Source organism: Micromonospora sp. C28ISP2-4 (genome assembly GCF_030519385.1).
GTDB lineage: Bacteria > Actinomycetota > Actinomycetes > Mycobacteriales > Micromonosporaceae > Micromonospora > Micromonospora tulbaghiae.
Map to the genome: position 1 here is coordinate 436,961 of NZ_JAUMKG010000004.1, position 18,104 is coordinate 455,064.

Consider the following 18,104-nt stretch of genomic DNA (forward strand, 5'->3'; position numbering starts at 1 on the left):
GCTACCGGCGGTCCTGCCGGTGCCGTCGGACCATGCCCGCGGCCAGCGCCGCACCGTCCAGGTCGCCGGCGGCCAGCCGTCCGGCGACGGTACGGCGCACCATCCGGTCGGCCAGCGCCGGAGCGTGCCGGGCCAGCGCCATCTCGATCCGGCCGCGCCGGGTGGTGGCGACGTCCCGTGGGGCGCGCCGGGCGGTGGCGGCGCGCAGGATCGCGGCCACCACCCCCTCGACCGGCTCCGGCCGCGACACCCCGCTCAGCGACAGCCCGGCCGCCACGGTGCTGTCGTGGATCGGAGAGGCGACCATGCTGGGGTAGACGACGCTGACGCCGACGTGGGTACCGACCTCGTGGCGCAGCGCGTCGGCGTACGCGACGAGCGCCCGCTTGCTGACCCCGTACGCGGCGGCCAGCGGCAGCGGCAGCACCGCCATCCGGCTGGCCACGAAGATCACCCGCCCGCGGGCGGCCTCCAGGGCTGGCATCGCGGCGGCCGTGGTCCGCCAGGCGGCGAGCAGGTTCACCTCGATCTGGCGGCGGACCACCTCGTCCGGCGGCAGCTCGGCGGGGGCGGGTCCGCCCACACCGGCGTTGTTGACCAGCAGGTCCAGCCCGCCGAGCCGGTCGACGGCGGCGGCCACCGCCGGCGGCGTCGCGGCCGGGTCGGTCAGGTCGACGCCGAGCACCGGCGGTGTGGCGTCGGCGTCGGCGTGCAGGTCCAGCCCGATCACGTGCGCGCCGGCGGCGGTGAGCGCCGCGCCCAGGTGCTGCCCGAACGTGCCCCGGGCGCCGGTGACCAGCACCCGCCGCCCGGCCAGCCCGCGTACCGCTTCGGTTCCGGTCCGCATCGACCCGTCGGCCGGGTCCCGGCCCGCCGCGCTCATCGTGCCGCTCCGGCGCGACGCCGGCCGGCGGCCAGTTCGCGGCCCAGCTCGGCCAGGTAGACGTCGAAGTCGACGCGCATGTGCGGACGCCGCTGGCCCCACCGGGCGGTGGCGGCGCGCAGTTCGTCGCGGCAGGCGGCTGCCTGGCGGGCCGCGTCCGGTGGCGCCCAGGTGCCGGCCAGCCGCGCGGCCACCAGCCGGGCCTGCGCCTCGACCAGTGGGAACGCCGCGCCGGTGGACTGCATGAGCCCGACGAACGCCAGCCCGGGGGCGTCCAGGTGGAACACGTGCCGGTACAGCGGCAGCCGGTCCGCGCCGTCACCGAGCAGCGCCGGGTCGAGGAACGGCATCTCGACCCGGTAGCCGGTGCACCAGACGACCAGGTCGACCTCGTCGTGGCGGCCGTCGGTGAACTCGACCCGGTTGCCGTCGAAGCGGGCGATGCCGGGGCGGGCCTGGATGTCGCCGTGGGTGAGCCGGGACAGCAGCGCGTCGGACAGCGTCGGGTGGTCCTGGAGGAAGCCGTGCGCCGGTGCGGGCAGCCCGTACCGGGTGGGCGGCCCGACCGCGGTGGTGATCATGGTCTGGCTGATCCGCTGCCGCAGCCGCCAGGGCAGCCGGCGGGCCAGCGCGCCGTTGAGCGTGTCCGACGGGCGGCCGAGCAGGTACTTGGGCACCACCCACACGCCGCGGCGCAGCGACAGCAGCGTGCGCGCGGCGGCGTACGAGGCGTCGACCGCGATGTCCATGGCGGAGTTGCCGCCGCCGACCACGAGCACCCGGCGCCCGGCGAGCTGCTCCGGGCCGCGGTAGTCGTGGCTGTGCATCTGCTCGGCCGTGCACTCCCCCGGGTACGGCTCGGGTCGCTTCGGCACCCGGTTGTGCCCGTTGGCGACCACCACCGCCTCGACGTCGACAGCGACCGGGCCGTCCGGGCCGGTGGCGCGCACCCGCCAGCCGTCGCCGGTGCGGGCGACCCGCTCGACGGTGTGCCGCAGCCGTACCGCGTCGCGCAGCCCGAACCGGTCGGCGTAGTCGCCGAGGTAGCCGGCGACGCGGGTGTGGTCGGGGTAGTCGGGCCAGTCGGCCGGCATCGGGTGGTCGGCGAACTCGGTGCGCCCCTTGCTGGTGTTCAGGTGCAGCGTCCGGTACGCGGGCGAGCCGGGCGCGCCGTACACCCAGAGGCCGCCGAGCGCGTCGGCCGCCTCGAACGCGATCGCCGGGACACCGGCGTCGGTGAGCGCCTTGAGTGTGGCCAGCCCGGCGGCTCCGGCGCCGACGACGGCGACCCTCGGTACGGCCATGCCCGCCTCCTTAATCCAACGACCGATGGATAATCCCCGGAGCGGAGGCCGGCGTCAAGGGCGGAGGCCTCCCGGGCCGCCGTCGTACAGCGCGTCGAGGAACCGGTGCACGAACGCCCGGAACTCACGCCGCTCCCGCGCGCCCGAGCCGGTCCCGGCGGCCAGCGCCACCACGTGCCCGTGCACCGCCCACACCAGGGAGCGCACCGTCACGTGCGGCGTCGGCTCGGTCAGCGCGCCGGCCCCCGCCGCGGCCACCAGCAGCTCCTCGACCAGCCCGTACAGCGGCGCGGCGTAGCGGCGGTCCAGCTCACCGTGCCGCTGCGGCTCCAGCCAGCGGCGTAGCCACAGCGCCGTCGTCTCCGGCCGGTCCTCCAGGAAGTCGACGAACACGTCCACCAGGTCGTGCAGCGCCCGCAGCGCGTCGGGCGGCCCGGCCGTCAGGGCCGTCCGGGCGCGTTCCCCGGCCGCCTCGATGACCTCCCGCTCGGCGCTGAACACCCGGGCGAAGCAGGCGTCGTAGAGCTGCGCCTTGGTGCCGGTGTGGTGCACGACGGTGGCCGCGTCCACGCCGGCCGCGGCGGCGACGTCGCGGACGCTCACCGCGTCGAAGCCCCGCTCGGCGAACAACGCGGTGGCGGCGGCGAGCACCAGGTCACGGGTCGGCCGCTGGTCGTCGCGGCGGGGCCGGCCCGGTCGGCGGCGAGGCATGGTCATCCGGCCATTGTTCCCCCTACAATCCAGCAACCGTTGGATTGGGGGCGGCGTGCCCCGAGGACAGGAGACCGCCATGACCGGGCTGGATCAGCGCTCCGACGCGGTCACCCTGCCGCGCGGCCCGCTCGTCGGGTTCGCCACCGGCTCGCTCGGCATGGGCGTCTGGGTCACCGTGCCCGGGCTGCTGTTGCTCTACTTCCTGACCGACGTGCTGGCGGTCGCGCCGTGGCTGGCCGGGCTCACCCTGCTGCTGCCGAAGATCGCCGACGTGCTGCTGCACCCGTGGATCGGGCACCGCTGCGACGTGGAGCAGGCCCGCCGGGGCCACCGCCGCCGGCTGCTGCTGGCCGGGTGCGTGCTGCCGCTGGCGTTCGCCGCGCTGTTCGCGGTGCCCGGCGACCTCACCGGCGCCGCCGCCGCGGGCTGGGTCGCGGTGTTCTTCGTCGCCGGCAACCTGCTGTTCGCCGCGTACCAGGTGCCCTACCTGGCGACCCCGGCGGACCTGCGGATCGGCTACCACGAGCGGACCCGGCTGATGGCGTTCCGGATGGTCGTGCTGACGCTCGGCATCCTGGTCTCCGGGCTGCTCGCGCCACTGCTGGCCGGTGGCGACGACGCCACCCGCGACGGTTACCTGCGGATGGGTGTGGTGCTGGCGGCAGGGATGCTCGCCGCGATGGTGGTGGGCGTCGCCGGGATCGGCCGGCTGCGCCGGAGCGCCGCCGACACGGCACCGCCGCACGGCCCGGGCGGGTGGCGGGCGCTGGCGGCCAGCCTGCGGGACCGGCAGTTCCGCTGGCTGGTCGGCGCGTACCTGGCCATGTCCACCACCACCCACCTGGTGCTGGCCGGTGTGCCCTACTACGCCGAGTACGAGCTGGGCCGCCCCGGGATCACCACGGTGCTGGTGGCCGCGTTCGTCGCGCCGGCGCTGCTGGTCACTCCGGGCTGGCTGGCGGTGGCGCGGCGGATCGGCAAGCAACGTGCCCTGCTGGCCGGGCAGGTGGCGTTCGCCGCCGGGTCGCTGGTGCTGGCGATCGGCCGCCCGGCCGGGCTGCCGGTGCTGGTGGCCGCCGTGGCGGTGCTCGGGGTGGCGTTCGCCGGCATGCAACTGCTGCCGTTCTCGATGCTGCCCGACGTGATCCGGGCGGCCGGCGGCACCGAGCGGGCCGGCACGTACACCGGGGTGTGGACCGCCACCGAGGCCACCGGCGCGGCGCTCGGCCCCTACGCGTACGCGTTGTGCCTCGCCGCCGGCGGGTTCGTGGCCTCGACCGCCGGGCAGACCGTGACCCAGTCCCCGGCCGCGCTGGACGCGCTGCGCTACGGCTTCGGCCTGCTGCCCGCGGCCGTGATGGTGGTCGCGGTGCTGCTGCAACGCCGCTACACCCTCGACGGCGCGGCCCGGGCCGACGCCGCCGGATAGACTTCGCCCCCGATGGACGCCGAGCCCGCCGCCGACACCCGCCCCTGCGCCCACTGCGGACGCGACGTGCCGCAACGCGTCGGCGCGGGCCGCCCGTTCCGCTACTGCCGGGACAACGACGGCGCCTGCCAGCGGGCCGCCCGCAACTCACGGATGCGCCACCGCAACTCCCCCGGCCTGCCCGGGCAGGTGGCGCGCACCTGGGAGGCGGTGGACCGGCTCGACCAGATCGTGGAGACGCTCACCGAGGCGCTGCACGCCGAACTGTCACCGGCCGGTGTGGAGCGGCAGCTCGCCGAGCTGCGCGCGGAGACCGCCGCGCAGGTCGCGGCGGCGCACGCCGAACGTGACGAGGCCCGCCGCGAGGCCGAGGACGCCACCGCGGCGGCGGCCCGCGACCGGCAGCAGGCCCGCGCCGCGTACGCCGAACGCGACGCCGCCGCCGACCGCGCCGAACGCGCGGAGGCCGCCGCGTCCGCCGCCGCCGAGCGGGCCACCGCCGCCGAGGAAGCCCGCGACGCCGCGCGCGCCGAGGCGGGCGCCGCGCAGGCGCTGCGCGTGCAGGCCGAACGCGACCGCGACGCCGCCCGGCACGAACTGCGCACGGTACGCACCGAACGCGACGCCGAACGCCGCCGGGCGGCCGAGCTGACCGCCGAACGGGATACCGTCCGGGCCGACGCCGAACGGGCCACCCGCTCCACCACCGAAGCCCTGGACCGGGCCGAACATTCCCGCGCCGAGGCGCAGGCCGCCCAGGGGCGGGCCGCCGAGGCGGAGCGCGCGGCCCGGGTCGCCACCGAGCGGGCCGACGCGCAGGCGGCCGCCGCTCAGCAGGCCCGGGCCGAACGGGACCGCGCCGACGTGGCACGCGCCGACGCCGAGGCGGCGCTGGAGCGCGTGCGCGCCGAGGCTGCCGCATCGGTCGAGCGGGCCCGCGCGGACGTGGCCGCCGCTGCGGAGCAGGCCGCCGCCCGTACCGCCGAGCGGGACGCGCTCGCCGCGGAACTGGCCGACGCGCGGCGTGCCGCAAGCGCCGCCGAGGCCCGGGCGGCCGACCTTGCCGCGCGGACAGCGGTGATCGAGGCGGACCGGGACGCCGCGCAGCGCCGCGCCGGGCAGCTCGCCGACCAGGTCAGCGATCTGGCCACGGCACTGGCGCGGCTCGGCACGCGTACCGGCTGAGGCGGCCACGGGCTGGGAACGGGGCAGCGCCGTACCCGGGTCCCCGGCGAGGATCGGGGGCATGGGAAAGACGTACGAGCGCATCGACGGCCGGCTGCGGGACTTCATCGAGGCGCAGCCGATGTTCTTCGTCGCCACCGCCCCGCTGTCCGGTGACGGCACTGTCAACCTCTCCCCGAAAGGGCTGCGCGGCTGCCTGGCGGTGCTCGACGAGCGCACGGTGGCCTACCTCGACTTCGCCGGCAGCAACGCCGAGACCATCGCCCACCTGCGGGAGAACGGCCGGGTCACGCTGATGTGGTGCGCGTTCGCCGGCCCGCCGAACATCGTGCGGGTGCACGGGCGCGGTGAGCCGGTGTTCCGCGACGATCCGCGCTGGCCCGGCCTGCTGACCCACTTCCCGGACATCGACCCGGGTCCGCACGGGCTGCGCGCGATCATCGTCGTGCGCGCCGAGCTGATCCGCGACACCTGCGGCTACGCGGTGCCGTTCATGACCTACGACGCCGACCGGGACCTGCACGAACGCCGGTTCGCCCGGGAGGACGACGCGTCGTTGAGCGCGTACTTCGCCGGCAAGGACCACGTCGCCACCAGCATCGACGGGCTGCCCGGCCTGCCGTTGCCGCTGCCGCCGACCCCGGCGGTGTGAGCCGGTCAGTGGATGCCGGCCATCAGCTGCCGGATCTGGCGGGTGAACATCACCGCGGCCAGGCCCAGCACCACCGAGGCCAGCCCGAAGGTCAGGAAGTACATCGGCTGGGACCAGGTGTCGGCCAGCCGGGCCACCTGGCCGCCGATGGCGTCGCCGACGGCGGTGGCGAGGAACCACAGGCCCAGCATCTGGCTGGCGTACTTGACCGGGGCGAGTTTCGTGGTGGCCGACAGGCCGACCGGGCTCAGCGACAGCTCACCGGCGACCTGGATCGCGTACACCGCGACCAGCCACAGCGGTGAGACCAGGTCGCCGCCGACGGCGGCCTGCGCGGCGGCGGCCATCAGCACGAACGACAGGCCGTTGAGCACGAGGCCGACGGCGAACTTCGTGGGCGTGGACACCCGATGCCCGAGTTTGAGCCACAGCGCGGCGGCCAGCGGCGCGCCGATGATGATCAGGATCGGGTTCACCGACTGCAACCAGGACGCCGGGAACGTGAACCCGCCGACCGAGCGGTCGGTCTGGTCGGCGGCGAAGATGTTCAGCACCGACCCGGCCTGGTCGTAGATGAGCCAGAACGAGGCGGCGAACAGAAACAGCCACACGTACGCCTTCATCCGGCTGCGTTCGGTGCCGCTGATCTCCCGGTCGGTGAGGATCCGCGCGAAGTAGCCGACGGTCACCAGCACCGTCACCACGGTCAGCAGATTGACCACCGTGTCGACGGTGAACCAGCCGGCCACCAACAGCACCAGCAGGACGGCGAGCACCACGACGCTCGCCACGCCGATGCGGGTCAGCGCGCGCCGCCGGTCGGCGCCGAGCAGCGGGTCCGCCGGGCGGGCGCCCGCGTCGCCCAGGTTGCGCCGGCCCAGCACGTACTGGAGCACGCCGAAGGTCATGCCGACAGCGGCGGCGCCGAACCCCAGATGCCAGTCGACCTTCTCGCCGAGGAAGCCGGTGATCAGCGGCGCGATGAACGCGCCCAGGTTGATGCCCATGTAGAAGATGGAGAACCCGGCGTCGCGCCGGGGTGAGTCGCGCTCGTACAGGTCGCCGACCATGGTGGAGATGTTCGGCTTGAGCAGGCCGGTGCCGAGCACGATCAGCGCCATGCCGGCGAACACGCTCCACCCGGTGGGGATCGCCATCACGTAGTGACCGGCGGCGATCACCACGCCGCCCCACAGCACGCTGCGCCGCGCGCCGATCAGCCGGTCGGCGACCCAGCCGCCGGGCAGCGCCATCAGGTAGACCATGGCGTTGTAGGTGCCGTACACGGCGTTGGCGCTGGACTCGGCGAGGTCCAGCCCGCCGTCGGCGACGGCGGCGGTCAGGTACAGCACGAGGATCGCCCGCATGCCGTAGAAGCTGAACCGCTCCCACATCTCGGTGAGGAAGAGCGTGGACAACGCGCGCGGGTGACCGAAGAAGGTCTTCCCGGCTGGTGGTCGGGCCCCGACCGGCGCGTCACTGCTCATCGTCACCTCCGGCACGCAAACAGGTGGGTAACATCCCCGTTGACAGGCGAAACACTCCACCGATTCGGCCCGGCCGGGGACGACCCCGCCGGGCAGCTGTCATGGCCGGTTACCCTTGACACTCCCGACCCGCGTACGGCTCTGCCGCCGTGGGCCGGGGAATGGGCGAGCGGTGACCGGTCGTTACACCTGAAGACCAGCACCACGAACGAGGGGAAGTCGATCATGGGCGAGCGCATGCTGCGCGGTAGCCGACTGGGCGCGGTCAGCTACGAATCCGACCGCAACACGGAGCTCGCGCCGCGTCAGACCCGCGAGTACCTCTGTGCCAAGGGCCACCAGTTCGAGGTGCCGTTCGCCGTCGACGCCGAGGTCCCGACGACCTGGGAGTGCAAGTTCGACGGCAGCGTCGCCCGCCTGGTCGACGGCACCGAGCCGGAGCAGAAGAAGGCCAAGCCGCCGCGTACCCACTGGGACATGCTGCTGGAGCGGCGCTCGATCGCCGAGCTGGAGGACATCCTCGCCGAGCGGCTCCAGGAGGTCCGGACCCGCCGCGGTCGCGCCTGACCGTCCGTAACGCGCCGAAACGCCCCCGGGATCACCCGGGGGCGTTTCGCTGTCTCCGCCGGCTCAGCGGTCGACGATCTCGCCCTCGATGGCCTTGCCCGGGTCGGTGACCGGCTGCGGCGACGGCGTGGGCGTGGGCTCCGGGGCCGGCTGCGGCGCACCCCGGTACACGCGCACCCGGCGCGGCCCGAACAGGTCACCGGCGACCATCGACGACACCCGCCGCTCGGTGGCCCGCCGCACCCCGCCACCGGCCAGCCGCCGCAGCGGCGGCACCAGCAGCAGCAGGCCCGCCACGCCGCTGACCAGGCCCGGCAGCGCCAGCAGCAGCGCACCCAGCAGCCCGACCAGCCCGTCGGTCACCTCCGGCCCCGGCGGGCGGCCCGCCTGGGCGGCGGCCCGGAAACTCCGCCACGCCCGCATCCCCTCGCGGCGCAGCAGCACCAGGCCCAGCAGGGACGCCCCGAACACCAGCAGCACCGCCGCGCCGAACCCGATCGCCCGGCCGACCAGCACGAAAACGGTCAGCTCCAGCAGCGCGAGCAGCAGCAGGGCCGGTGGTACGTACTTCAGTCCTCGGCGCATCTCACCTCATCAGCCCGGGGTCATCACGCACCTCAAGCATGACACGCCCTCGCTCAAGGCCAGCGCGCGAGCGCATCCGGGCGGGCGGACGCGGTCGCCAGGCGGTCCCGCACCCCCCAGCGGGTGACCCGCCACAGCGCCTCCGCCACGATCAGCGGGCTCATCTTGCTGTCGCCGTGTTCCCGCTCGGCGAACGTGATCGGCACCTCCACGATCCGCACCCCGGCGCGGTGCGCCAGCCGCGACAGCTCCACCTGGAACGCGTACCCCTGGGACCGCACCGAGTCCAGATCGATGGCGTCCAGCGCGCTCGACCGGTACACCCGGTACCCGCCGGTGGCGTCGCTGACCGGCATGCCCAGCGCCAGCCGCGCGTACAGGTTGCCCACCCGGGACAGCAGCAGCCGCCGCCACGGCCAGTTCAGCACCCGCGCGCCCCGGGTCCACCGGGAGCCGATCACCACGTCGGCGTCGCGGGCGGCGTGCAGCAGCGCCGGCAGGTCCTCCGGGGCGTGCGAGCCGTCGGCGTCCATCTCCACCACCGCGTCGTAGCCGCGGGTGCGCGCCCAGGCGAACCCGGCCAGGTAGGCCGCGCCGAGCCCTTCCTTGCCCTCCCGGTGCAGCACGTGCACCCGCGGGTCGCCCGCGGCGAGGGTGTCGGCGATCGCGCCGGTGCCGTCGGGGCTGTTGTCGTCGGCGACGAGGACGTCCACCGCCGGCGCCGCCGCGCGTACCCGGGCGACGATGCGCCCGACGTTGTCGGCCTCGTTGTAGGTGGGGATGACCACAAGGACCCGCCCCACCCCGGGATGGCCGCCCGTCCGCCTGTCGGCTGCCCCGCCCACCGTCGCACCGCCTCTCGTCGGCTCAGCCGGGAGTGACCTCCCGGCGGCGGCGCAGCACAGCCGCGCCGGCCAGGGCCACGACCGCCAGCGCCGTCAGCGCCACCTCCGGCCACACCCCGGCCGTGGTCGCGGGGGTACGCCCGTTGCCGAGTTCCATCTGCCGCACCACCACCGCGGCGGTGTTGAACCCGGTCGCACCGTCTACCCGCCCGTCCGGGGAAACGAACCCGGACACCCCGACCGTGGAGGCCATCAACGCGGCCCGGCCGTGCTCCACGGCACGCAGTCGCACCATGGCCAGCTGCTGGCGGGCCTCGGCCACGTCGAACGTGGCGTTGTTGGTCTGCACCACCAGCAGCTGCGCGCCGCCGGTGACGGTGTCCCGGACGATGCCGTCGTACGCCACCTCGAAGCAGATCACGTCGCCGAGCACGGCCGGACCGGTGTTCAACACGCCGGGACGGTCACCGGGTACGAAATCGGACCGGACCCGGTCGACCTGGGAACTGACCTTGCGGGCGACGGACCGCAGCGGCACGTACTCGGCGAACGGCACCGGATGCCGCTTCGTGTACACCTGCTCCAGGTCCGGGCCGGTGCCCGGCCGCCACAGCAGCCCCGCGTTGCGCACCTCACCCTGGCCGGGCCCGACCAGCACCGCGCCGACCAGGATCGGCGCGCCGATCGCGTCCGCGGCCTGGGAGATCCGCTCCCCCGCGCCCGGGTTGCGCAGCGGGTCGATGTCGCTGGAGTTCTCCGGCCACACCACCACGTCGGGCCGCTCCTGCCCACCCTCGGCGACCCGCCGCGCCAGGTCCAGCGTCGCGTCGACGTGGTTGTTCAGCACCGCCTGCCGCTGGGCGTTGAAGTCCAGCCCGAGGCGCGGCACGTTGCCCTGCACGATCGCGACGGTGACGGTGTCGCCCGCGCCGCGTACCCCGGCCGGCACGGCCGTGCCGGCGGCGAGCAGCGCCACCAGCGCGGCGGTGAGCCCGGCGACGGGCCGCCACTGCCCGGGCGCACGCCCCCAGTCCCGCCACGCGGCGGTGACCAGCAGTCCGCCGGCGACCGCGACGGCGAACGTCACCAGCGGGGCGCCGCCGAGCGCTGCCAGCTTCAGCAGCGGCGAGGTGTCCTGGCTGAACGCCAGCCGCCCCCACGGGAACCCGCCGAACGGGGTGCGGTCGCGCAGCGCCTCCTGCCCCACCCACAGCACGCCGGTGAGCAGCGGCCACGCCGCCCGGTGCCGGTCCGCCAGCGGCGACGCCCAGGCGGTGGCGGCGCCCAGCAGCGCCAGATAGGCGGCCTGCAGCAGCGACAGCAGCGCCCACGGCAGGTAGCCGGTGTGCAGGTTCGTCCACTCCAGCAGCGGCGCGAACAACGCCACCCCGGTCAGGAAGCCCAGCCCGGCGCCGGCGCGCAGCCGCCGCCGGTGCACGGCGGCGGCCAGCAACGCCACACCGACCGGCGCCAGCGGCCACCACCCGTACGGCGGGAACGCCAGCAGCAACGCCACCCCGGCGAGCACGGTGGCCGGCACGGCCAGCGTCAGCGGCAGGGGACGCGCGCCGCCGTCACCGGGTGCCCCGTCGGTGGCACGCGGCTGTTCCCGGTCCAGCGTCGTCACCGGCTTCTCCCCACGATCACGGGCCGAAGGCTACCCGCCCGTACCGGCGGGCGGCCGAACCGGTGTGGGGCGTGCCACCGGCGCGGCGGGGACAGGCGACAATCGGCGCATGCGGTTCGGTGTGCTCGGCGCGACCCAGGCGTACGCGGCCGACGGCAGCGTGCTGCCCGTCGCCGGCGGGCGGCTGCGCGCGCTGCTGGTGCTGCTGCTGCTCGACGCCGGCCGCACCGTGGCGCCGCAGCGCCTCGTCGACGGCGTGTACGGCGACCGGCCACCCGAGCAGGCCGCGAACGCCCTGCAGTCGCAGGTGTCGCGGCTGCGGCGGCTGCTGCCGGACGCGCGGATCGAGTTCGGTCCGGCCGGCTACCGGCTGGCCGTCGACCCGCAACGCGTCGACGTGCACCGGTTCACCGCCCTGGCGGCGGCCGGCCGCGCGGCGCTCGCCGCCGGTGATCCGGCCGGCGCGGCGGCGCTGCTGCGCGACGCGCTCGGCCTGTGGCGCGGCGAACCCCTCGCGGACGTGACCGGCGCGCCGTTCGCCGACGCCGAGGCGGCCCGGCTGCGGGACGCCCGGCTGGCCGCTGTCGAGGACCGCGTCGAGGCGGAGCTGGCGCTGGCGCCGGCCGGCGCGCCGCTGATCGCCGAGCTTCGAGACCTGGTGGCGGCGCATCCGCTACGGGAACGGCTGCACGGGCTGCTGATGCGTGCCCTGCACAGCGCCGGCCGCCGCGCCGAGGCCCTCGCCGCCTACGCCGACGCCCGCCGGGTACTGGCCGAGGAACTGGGCACCGACCCGTCGGCGGAGCTGGTCGCGCTGCACACCGCGCTGCTGCGCGACGACGCCGCGCCGCCCGCCCGGCTGCCCAGCCCGCTCACCAGTTTCGTCGGCCGGGAACCGGAGCTGCGGCGCGTGCACGAGCTGCTCGGCTCGGCGCGGCTGGTGACCCTGCACGGGCCGGGCGGCGCCGGCAAGACCCGACTGGCCACCACAGTCGCGTCCGGCCACGACGGGCCGGTGTGCCTGGTGGAGCTGGCCGCTGTGACACCCGGGGCGCCGGTCGCGCCGGCCGTGCTGGCCGCGCTGGCCCTGCGCGACGCCGGCCTGCGCACACCCGGCGGCCCGGCCGACCTGACCGACCGGCTGGTCGCGGCGCTTGCCGACCGGCGGCTGCTGCTGGTGCTGGACAACTGCGAACACGTGATCGACGACGCGGCCCGGCTGACCGGCCGGCTGCTCACCGCCGCGCCCGCGCTGCGGGTGCTCGCCACCAGCCGGGAACCGCTGGGCCTCACCGGCGAGGCGCTGTGCCCGGTCGGCGGGCTGCCCGCCCCGGACGGGCCGGCCGCGCCGCAGACGGCAGCCGCGTACCCGGCGGTGCGGCTGTTCACCGACCGGGCCGCCGACGTGTCGCCCGGGTTCACCCTCGACGACGCCACCACCCCGGCGGTGCTGCGGATCTGCCGTACCCTCGACGGGCTGCCGCTGGCCCTGGAGCTGGCCGCGGCGCGGCTGCGGGCCCTGCCGGTGACGCAGGTCGCGGCGCGTCTGGACGACCGGTTCCGGCTGCTGCGCCGCGGTGACCGCACCGCGGCGCCCCGGCACCGCACGCTGGAGGCGGTCGTCGGGTGGAGCTGGGACCTGCTCGACGAGCCGGAGCGGCGGCTGGCCGCCCGGATGAGCGTGTTCGCCGGCGCCGCCGACCTGGCCGCCGTGCAGGCGGTCTGCGCGCCGGACACCGGCGACGTCCTGGACGTGCTCACCGGCCTGGTGGACAAGTCGCTGGTGGAGGCCACCGGCGGGCGCTACCGGATGCTGGAGACGATCCGCGAGTTCGCCTCCGCCCGGCTGGCCGAGCACGGCGAGACGGCGCGGGTGCGGGACGCGCACGCCGCGTACTTCCTGGATCTGGCGCTGGCCGGCGACGCGGGCCTGCGCGGCGGCGGCCAGGACCGGTGGCTGCGCCGCCTGGACGCCGCGCGCGACGACCTGCACGCCGCGCTGCGGCACGCCGACACGCCCACCGGGTTGCGGCTGGTCGCGGCGCTGGCGTTCTACTGGTGGCTGCGGGGCCTGCGCGGGGAGGGCGCGGCGCTGGCCCGGCGGCTGGTCGACCGGCTCGACGGCCCGCCCGACGGCCTGGCCGAGGAGTACGCGCTCAGCCTGCTGGTCGCCACGCTGGCCGGCGGCGGCGACCGCAGCGAGGTGGACGCCGCCTCGCGGATCCTGTGGACATCGGCGCGGCCGCCCCGGCACCCGTTCCTGCTGTACCTGTCCGGCATGGCCAGCGGCCCCCCGTCACCGGAGGACGCGGCGGCGCTGCACGAGCAGGCCGTCCGGGACCGGCTGCTCGGCACCGACCCGTGGAGCCGGGCGCTGGGCCTGCTGGGCACGGCGATGGTCAGCCTGCTGCACGGCCGCCACGAGCAGGCCCGCACCGAGCTGGACGCCGCGCTGGCCGGCTTCCGGGCCCTCGAAGACCGCTGGGGCATGATCGTGACGCTGTCCACCCGCGCCGAGGCCGCCTACCGCGCCGGCGACGTCGCGTCGGCGGCCGCGCCGATGGCGGAGGCGCTGGACCTGGCCGAGCAGCTCGGCTCCACCCTGGACCTGGCGGAGCTGCTGCGTACCCGCGCCGACGGGCGGCTGGTCGCCGGTGACCTCGCCGGCGCGGCCGAGGACTACCGGCGGGTGCGGCGCATCGCCGGGCCGGCCGGCGCGCCGGAGCTGGTCGCCGCCGCGCATCTGGGGCTCGGCGAGATCGCCCGCCGCGACGGCGACCCGCAGCGGGCGCGGGCGCTGTGCGAACTGGCGGTCGCGCAGTGCCCGTCGGGCTGGTTCGGCGCCGAGGTGGTGCGGCTGGCGGCGCTGGTCACGCTCGGGCAGCTCGCCGACGCCGCCGGCGACCCGGCGGTCGCGCGCGCCCACTACCGGCAGGTCCTCACCGCCGGAGCCGGGGTGTGGGACGCGCCGGTGGTGGCCGCGGCGGCCGACGGGCTGGCCGGGCCGCTGCTGCGCGACGGCGACCCCGAGTCGGCGGCCCGGCTGCTGGGCGCGGCGGCGGCGCTGCTGGCCGGCACCGGCGCCGCCGACGCCCCGGCCGGCACACCCACCGCCGCCACGCTGCGGGAACGCCTGGGTGAGGCGGCGTTCGCCACCGCGTACGCCCGCGGCGCGAACCTGCCCCGGCAGCGGGCGCTGGCGCTGCTCGACGGCCGCTGACCGGCGCGACGCCGCCCGGTGCGCGCACGGTACGCGTCCGGTCAGCGCCGCCGGTGACGCTGACGCCATGACCGACGACACGACGGCCGTGCTGGCCGACGGGATACGAAAAACGTACGGCCGCACCACCGCCCTGGACGGCTTCGACCTGGCCGTACCAGCCGGCACCGTCTACGGGGTGCTCGGCCCCAACGGGGCGGGCAAGACCACTGCGGTGCGGATCCTCACCACGCTGCTGCGCTTCGACGCCGGCCGGGCCAGGGTGGCCGGGTACGACGTCGCCTCCGACCCGGACCGGGTCCGCGCCGCGATCAGCCTGACCGGCCAGTACGCGGCGGTCGACGAGGTGCTCAGCGGACGGCAGAACCTGGTGCTGTTCGGCCGGCTGCGCCGCCTGTCCGCGCGCCGGGCCCGCCGCCGCGCCGAGGAACTGCTGGACCGGTTCGGCCTGACCGAGGCCGCGGACCGGTCGGCCGGCGGCTACTCCGGTGGGATGCGCCGCCGCCTGGACCTGGCGGCCAGCCTGGTCGTGCCGCCGCGGGTGCTGTTCCTCGACGAGCCGACCACCGGCCTGGACCCGCGCAGCCGCAACGGCCTGTGGACGGCGGTGCGGGAACTGGTCGACGACGGCACCACCGTGCTGCTGACCACCCAGTACCTGCAGGAGGCCGACCACCTCGCCGACCGGGTGTGCGTCATCGACACCGGCCGGGTCGTGGCCGAGGGCACGCCGGAGCGGCTGAAGGCCCGCATCGGCGCCGACCGGCTGGAACTGGTGGTCCGCGACGCGGCGGACCTGCCCGCGGCGGCAACCGTCGTGGAACGCGCCACCGGCGCGACCGCGACGGTGGACCCCGAGCTGCGGCGCGTCGACGCGCCGGTGGCCGACCGGATCGCCGTGCTCACCGCCGTGCTGCGGGCCCTCGACGACGCCGGGGTGGCGGTGGAGGACGTCCTGGTCCGCCGGCCCACACTCGACGAGGCGTTCCTGCGGCTCACCGGCGGTCACGCCGACGCGCAGCGGGTGGGGGTGGCGTCGTGAGGGCGCTGACCGACGGATGGCTGATGGCCGGGCGCAACATGCGGCACGTGGTACGCGCCCCGGAGGAGATCATCCTCTACTTCAGCCTGCCGATCATGTTCGTGCTGGTGTTCGGCTACGTGTTCGGCAGCGGCATGTCCGTGCCGGGCGACGGCAGCTACCGGGAGTTCCTGCTGCCCGGGGTGTTCGTCATGACGATGCTCTACGGCCTCGGCGCGACCGCGTCGGCGATCGCGGTGGACGCCGGCCGGGGCGTGGTGGACCGGTTCCGGTCGCTGCCGATGGCCCGTTCGGCGCTGCTGTCCGGCCGCGCCGGCGCCGACCTGGTACGGGCGTGCCTGGAGATGACCACGCTGGTGGTGTGCGGGCTGCTGGTGGGCTGGCAGTGGCGTGAGGGCGTCGGCCCGGCGCTGGCGGCGGTGGCGCTGATCCTGCTGCTGCGCGTCGCGATGACGTGGGTGGGCATCCTGTTCGGGCTGCTCGTGCCGAACCCGGACACGGTCGCGGTGGTGGTGTTCCCGCTGGCGTTCCCGCTGACCGCCCTGTCCAACGTGTTCGTGGCGCCGGAGCTGATGCCGGACTGGCTGGGCGCGATCGCCGCCTGGAACCCGCTGTCGGCGACAGTGGCGGCGGCCCGGGACCTGTTCGGCAACCCGGGCCTGGGCGGCGACTCGTGGCCGGCCCGGCACGCGCTGGAACTGGCGATCGCCTGGCCGCTGGCGCTGATCGCGGTGGCCGCCCCGGCGGCGGTCCGCCGCTACCGGCGGCTCGGCCGCTGACAGAATCCGTGCCGCTGACACGGGGAATATCGGGGGGATGAAATCGGGGCGCGGCCGAAGCCGCGCCCCGATGCTCCCAGGCCCTTCCCGGCCGGTGGGGCGAAGACGATCGGCGCCGACCTTCGGACCGACCCGACGTGGACTGGCTGCCCCCGCCTGGCCGTTGTCTACTGGCCGTGCCTCTCACCCTGCCCGTACACCGGTAACCGCGGCCGGTTCGCGCCGCCCCGCCGACCCCCGCCCGCTGGACCTGGCCGCCGCAACCTTCCGGTCGCTCGGCCAGCGGACGAAGGGACGAAGCGAACAACAGCCGCTTCCCGTGGTAGGACTCAAAGACGGTACGGCGTAGACCCCCGCCGCTGTCAACCCACCCGGGCCTGTCGTGTGTTGCGACACGGCGTGTCGCGTCGGCGCGTCTCGATTTCCGCGCCCTGTCCGCGGCGTGCGTCAGGCGCGAGGTGGTGCCGCAGCATCGCCGCCGCCGCACCCGGATGGTCGGCGGCGAGCAGCCCCGCGGCGGCCAGCACGTAGTCCACGTCGACGACCGGCCGCGCCGCGCGCGGCAACGCCCACCCGCCCGCGTGGTCGGTCAGCACCGCGTCGAGCACCGCCGCCGCGTCACCCGGATCGGCGTGCCGCAGCACCCCACCGGAACCGACCAGCAGCTTCACCTCCCGCAGGTCCCGCCCGGCCCGCTCCCCCGTCGCCGCCCCGCGCGCGTGCCGCCGCAACGCCACAGTCGCCGCGAGCGCCGCGATGCGCCGGTCCACGGCCCGCTCGCCGTCACCGGCGGGCAGGAACCCCGGGTCGGCGGCCCGTACCGCCGCCGCGGCCGCCAGCTGCGCCTCCTCGGCCGCGTCGAGCAGCCGCTCCTCGGCCGCGGCGCGCACCACACCCGGCGCGCTCCACCGCATGCCCAGATCACCCTCGACGGTACGGGCCCGCCACAGCGTCCCGGCGACCTCCTGACTCGGGCCGCTGTCGCGCTCGTCGGGGGTGAGCACCGAGTACACGTCAGTGGTGGCCCCGCCGACGTCGACCACCGCCAGGTCACCGCCGAGCGTGCCGGCCAGGACCTCCACACCGGTGAGCACCGCATCCGGGGTGGCCGCCCGGACCAGCCGCGCGAACCGGGTACCCCGGGACAGCTTCTTCCCGCCGATGACGTGCCGCAGGAACACCTCCCGGATCGCCGCCCGCGCCGACGCCGGCTCCAGCACCCCGATGCGGGGCAGCACGTTGCCCGCCACCGTCACCGGCACCCCCGCGCCCGCCAGCAGCGCACGCAGGTCCTCGCGCACGTCGGCGTTGCCCGCGAGGACCACCGGCACCCGGAACCGGGCCTTCGCCAGCCGCGTCGCGTTGTGCGTCACCGTCTCGGCGTCGCCGCCGTCGGTGCCGCCCACCAGCAGCACCACGTCCGGGCGGGCCGCCCGCAACGCCGCCACGTCCGCGCCGGCGAGCCGCCCCGCCGCCACGTGCACCACGTTCGCGCCCGCCGACAGACCCACCCGCCGGCCCGCCTGAGCGGTCACGAGCGGCTCGTAACCCACCACCGCCAGGCGCAGCCCACCCCCGGCCGACGAACACACGTACCAGGGCACCTCAGCGACCCCGGCCGACGCGACGGCCGCGCCGACCGCGGCGTCCAGGCCGTGCAGCACGTCGGTGCCCACGGTGGTGGGCGCGGACGCCGCCGCGACCAGCCGGCCGCCGTCGAGGTCCACCACCGCCGCCTTCGTGTACGTCGACCCGACGTCGGCGCAGACGACGGCGCGCAACATC

General features: G+C 76.1%; 15 protein-coding genes. 7 read left to right on the forward strand and 8 right to left on the reverse strand.

The features are described from left to right. Position 1: 1 nt before the first annotated feature. The 3 genes from Q3W68_RS18275 to Q3W68_RS18285 are packed head-to-tail and all read right to left on the reverse strand — an operon-like array spanning position 2 to position 2,898. Positions 2–883, reverse strand: a complete 882-nt coding sequence (locus Q3W68_RS18275) for an SDR family oxidoreductase (protein WP_302906579.1) — start codon at positions 881–883, stop codon at positions 2–4. Then, the gene (locus Q3W68_RS18280; protein WP_302906580.1) at positions 880–2,187 is read right to left on the reverse strand and encodes an NAD(P)/FAD-dependent oxidoreductase; all 1,308 of its coding nucleotides are present in this window, start codon (positions 2,185–2,187) and stop codon (positions 880–882) included. The genes Q3W68_RS18275 and Q3W68_RS18280 overlap by 4 nt, the downstream gene beginning before the upstream one ends. A 54-nt stretch (positions 2,188–2,241) precedes the next feature. Next, positions 2,242–2,898 carry a TetR/AcrR family transcriptional regulator gene (locus Q3W68_RS18285; protein ID WP_302906708.1) on the reverse strand — a complete coding sequence of 219 codons (657 nt, stop codon included), beginning with the start codon at positions 2,896–2,898 and terminating at the stop codon, positions 2,242–2,244. Positions 2,899–2,977: 79 nt separating this feature from the next. Here Q3W68_RS18285 and Q3W68_RS18290 point away from each other — a divergent pair, with 79 nt between their 5' ends. The 3 genes from Q3W68_RS18290 to Q3W68_RS18300 all read left to right on the forward strand — a co-directional run bounded on the left by Q3W68_RS18290 (position 2,978) and on the right by Q3W68_RS18300 (position 6,167). Continuing rightward, positions 2,978–4,330: an MFS transporter gene (locus tag Q3W68_RS18290; protein WP_302906581.1), complete on the forward strand. Its 1,353-nt coding sequence runs from the start codon at positions 2,978–2,980 to the stop codon at positions 4,328–4,330. 12 nt (positions 4,331–4,342) lie between these two features. After that, the gene (locus tag Q3W68_RS18295) at positions 4,343–5,515 is read left to right on the forward strand and encodes a hypothetical protein (RefSeq protein ID WP_302906582.1); all 1,173 of its coding nucleotides are present in this window, start codon (positions 4,343–4,345) and stop codon (positions 5,513–5,515) included. A gap of 61 nt (positions 5,516–5,576) precedes the next feature. Further along, positions 5,577–6,167, forward strand: a complete 591-nt coding sequence (locus Q3W68_RS18300; protein ID WP_302906583.1) for a pyridoxamine 5'-phosphate oxidase family protein — start codon at positions 5,577–5,579, stop codon at positions 6,165–6,167. A 5-nt stretch (positions 6,168–6,172) separates the two neighbouring features. On the opposite strand, the gene Q3W68_RS18305 is transcribed toward Q3W68_RS18300, so the two are convergent. Continuing rightward, complete coding sequence (locus Q3W68_RS18305; RefSeq protein ID WP_302906584.1) at positions 6,173–7,654, reverse strand: peptide MFS transporter; 1,482 nt, start codon at positions 7,652–7,654, stop codon at positions 6,173–6,175. A 225-nt stretch (positions 7,655–7,879) separates the two neighbouring features. Here Q3W68_RS18305 and Q3W68_RS18310 point away from each other — a divergent pair, with 225 nt between their 5' ends. Next, positions 7,880–8,221 carry an RNA polymerase-binding protein RbpA gene (locus Q3W68_RS18310; protein WP_007070998.1) on the forward strand — a complete coding sequence of 114 codons (342 nt, stop codon included), beginning with the start codon at positions 7,880–7,882 and terminating at the stop codon, positions 8,219–8,221. Positions 8,222–8,284: 63 nt separating this feature from the next. Here the strand turns inward: Q3W68_RS18310 and Q3W68_RS18315 are convergent, their stop codons facing one another. From Q3W68_RS18315 to lnt, 3 genes are read right to left on the reverse strand one after another with little or no spacing between them, the layout of a single operon-like run. Then, a complete protein-coding gene (locus tag Q3W68_RS18315) occupies positions 8,285–8,806 on the reverse strand; it encodes an FxsA family protein (RefSeq protein ID WP_302906585.1) in 522 nt (173 codons plus the stop codon). A gap of 53 nt (positions 8,807–8,859) precedes the next feature. Further along, positions 8,860–9,651 (reverse strand): polyprenol monophosphomannose synthase, encoded by a 792-nt coding sequence (locus Q3W68_RS18320; RefSeq protein ID WP_302906586.1) that lies wholly within the window; start codon positions 9,649–9,651, stop codon positions 8,860–8,862. Between the two features lie 22 nt (positions 9,652–9,673). Beyond that, the gene (lnt, locus tag Q3W68_RS18325) at positions 9,674–11,278 is read right to left on the reverse strand and encodes an apolipoprotein N-acyltransferase (RefSeq protein ID WP_302906587.1); all 1,605 of its coding nucleotides are present in this window, start codon (positions 11,276–11,278) and stop codon (positions 9,674–9,676) included. A gap of 109 nt (positions 11,279–11,387) precedes the next feature. On the opposite strand from lnt, the gene Q3W68_RS18330 reads away from it, so the two are divergent. From Q3W68_RS18330 to Q3W68_RS18340, 3 genes are all read left to right on the forward strand, one after another. Continuing rightward, positions 11,388–14,498: a BTAD domain-containing putative transcriptional regulator gene (locus tag Q3W68_RS18330; RefSeq protein ID WP_302906588.1), complete on the forward strand. Its 3,111-nt coding sequence runs from the start codon at positions 11,388–11,390 to the stop codon at positions 14,496–14,498. A gap of 67 nt (positions 14,499–14,565) precedes the next feature. Then, entirely contained in the window at positions 14,566–15,540 is a 975-nt protein-coding gene (locus tag Q3W68_RS18335; protein ID WP_302906589.1) for an ATP-binding cassette domain-containing protein, read from the forward strand. Next, positions 15,537–16,319, forward strand: coding sequence for an ABC transporter permease (locus Q3W68_RS18340; RefSeq protein ID WP_302906590.1), 783 nt, complete (start codon positions 15,537–15,539; stop codon positions 16,317–16,319). Before Q3W68_RS18335 ends, Q3W68_RS18340 begins: the two co-directional genes overlap by 4 nt. A gap of 362 nt (positions 16,320–16,681) precedes the next feature. Here Q3W68_RS18340 and Q3W68_RS18345 read toward each other — a convergent pair whose 3' ends face one another. Further along, positions 16,682–18,100, reverse strand: coding sequence for a glutamate mutase L (locus tag Q3W68_RS18345; protein WP_302906709.1), 1,419 nt, complete (start codon positions 18,098–18,100; stop codon positions 16,682–16,684). Positions 18,101–18,104 lie beyond the last annotated feature (4 nt).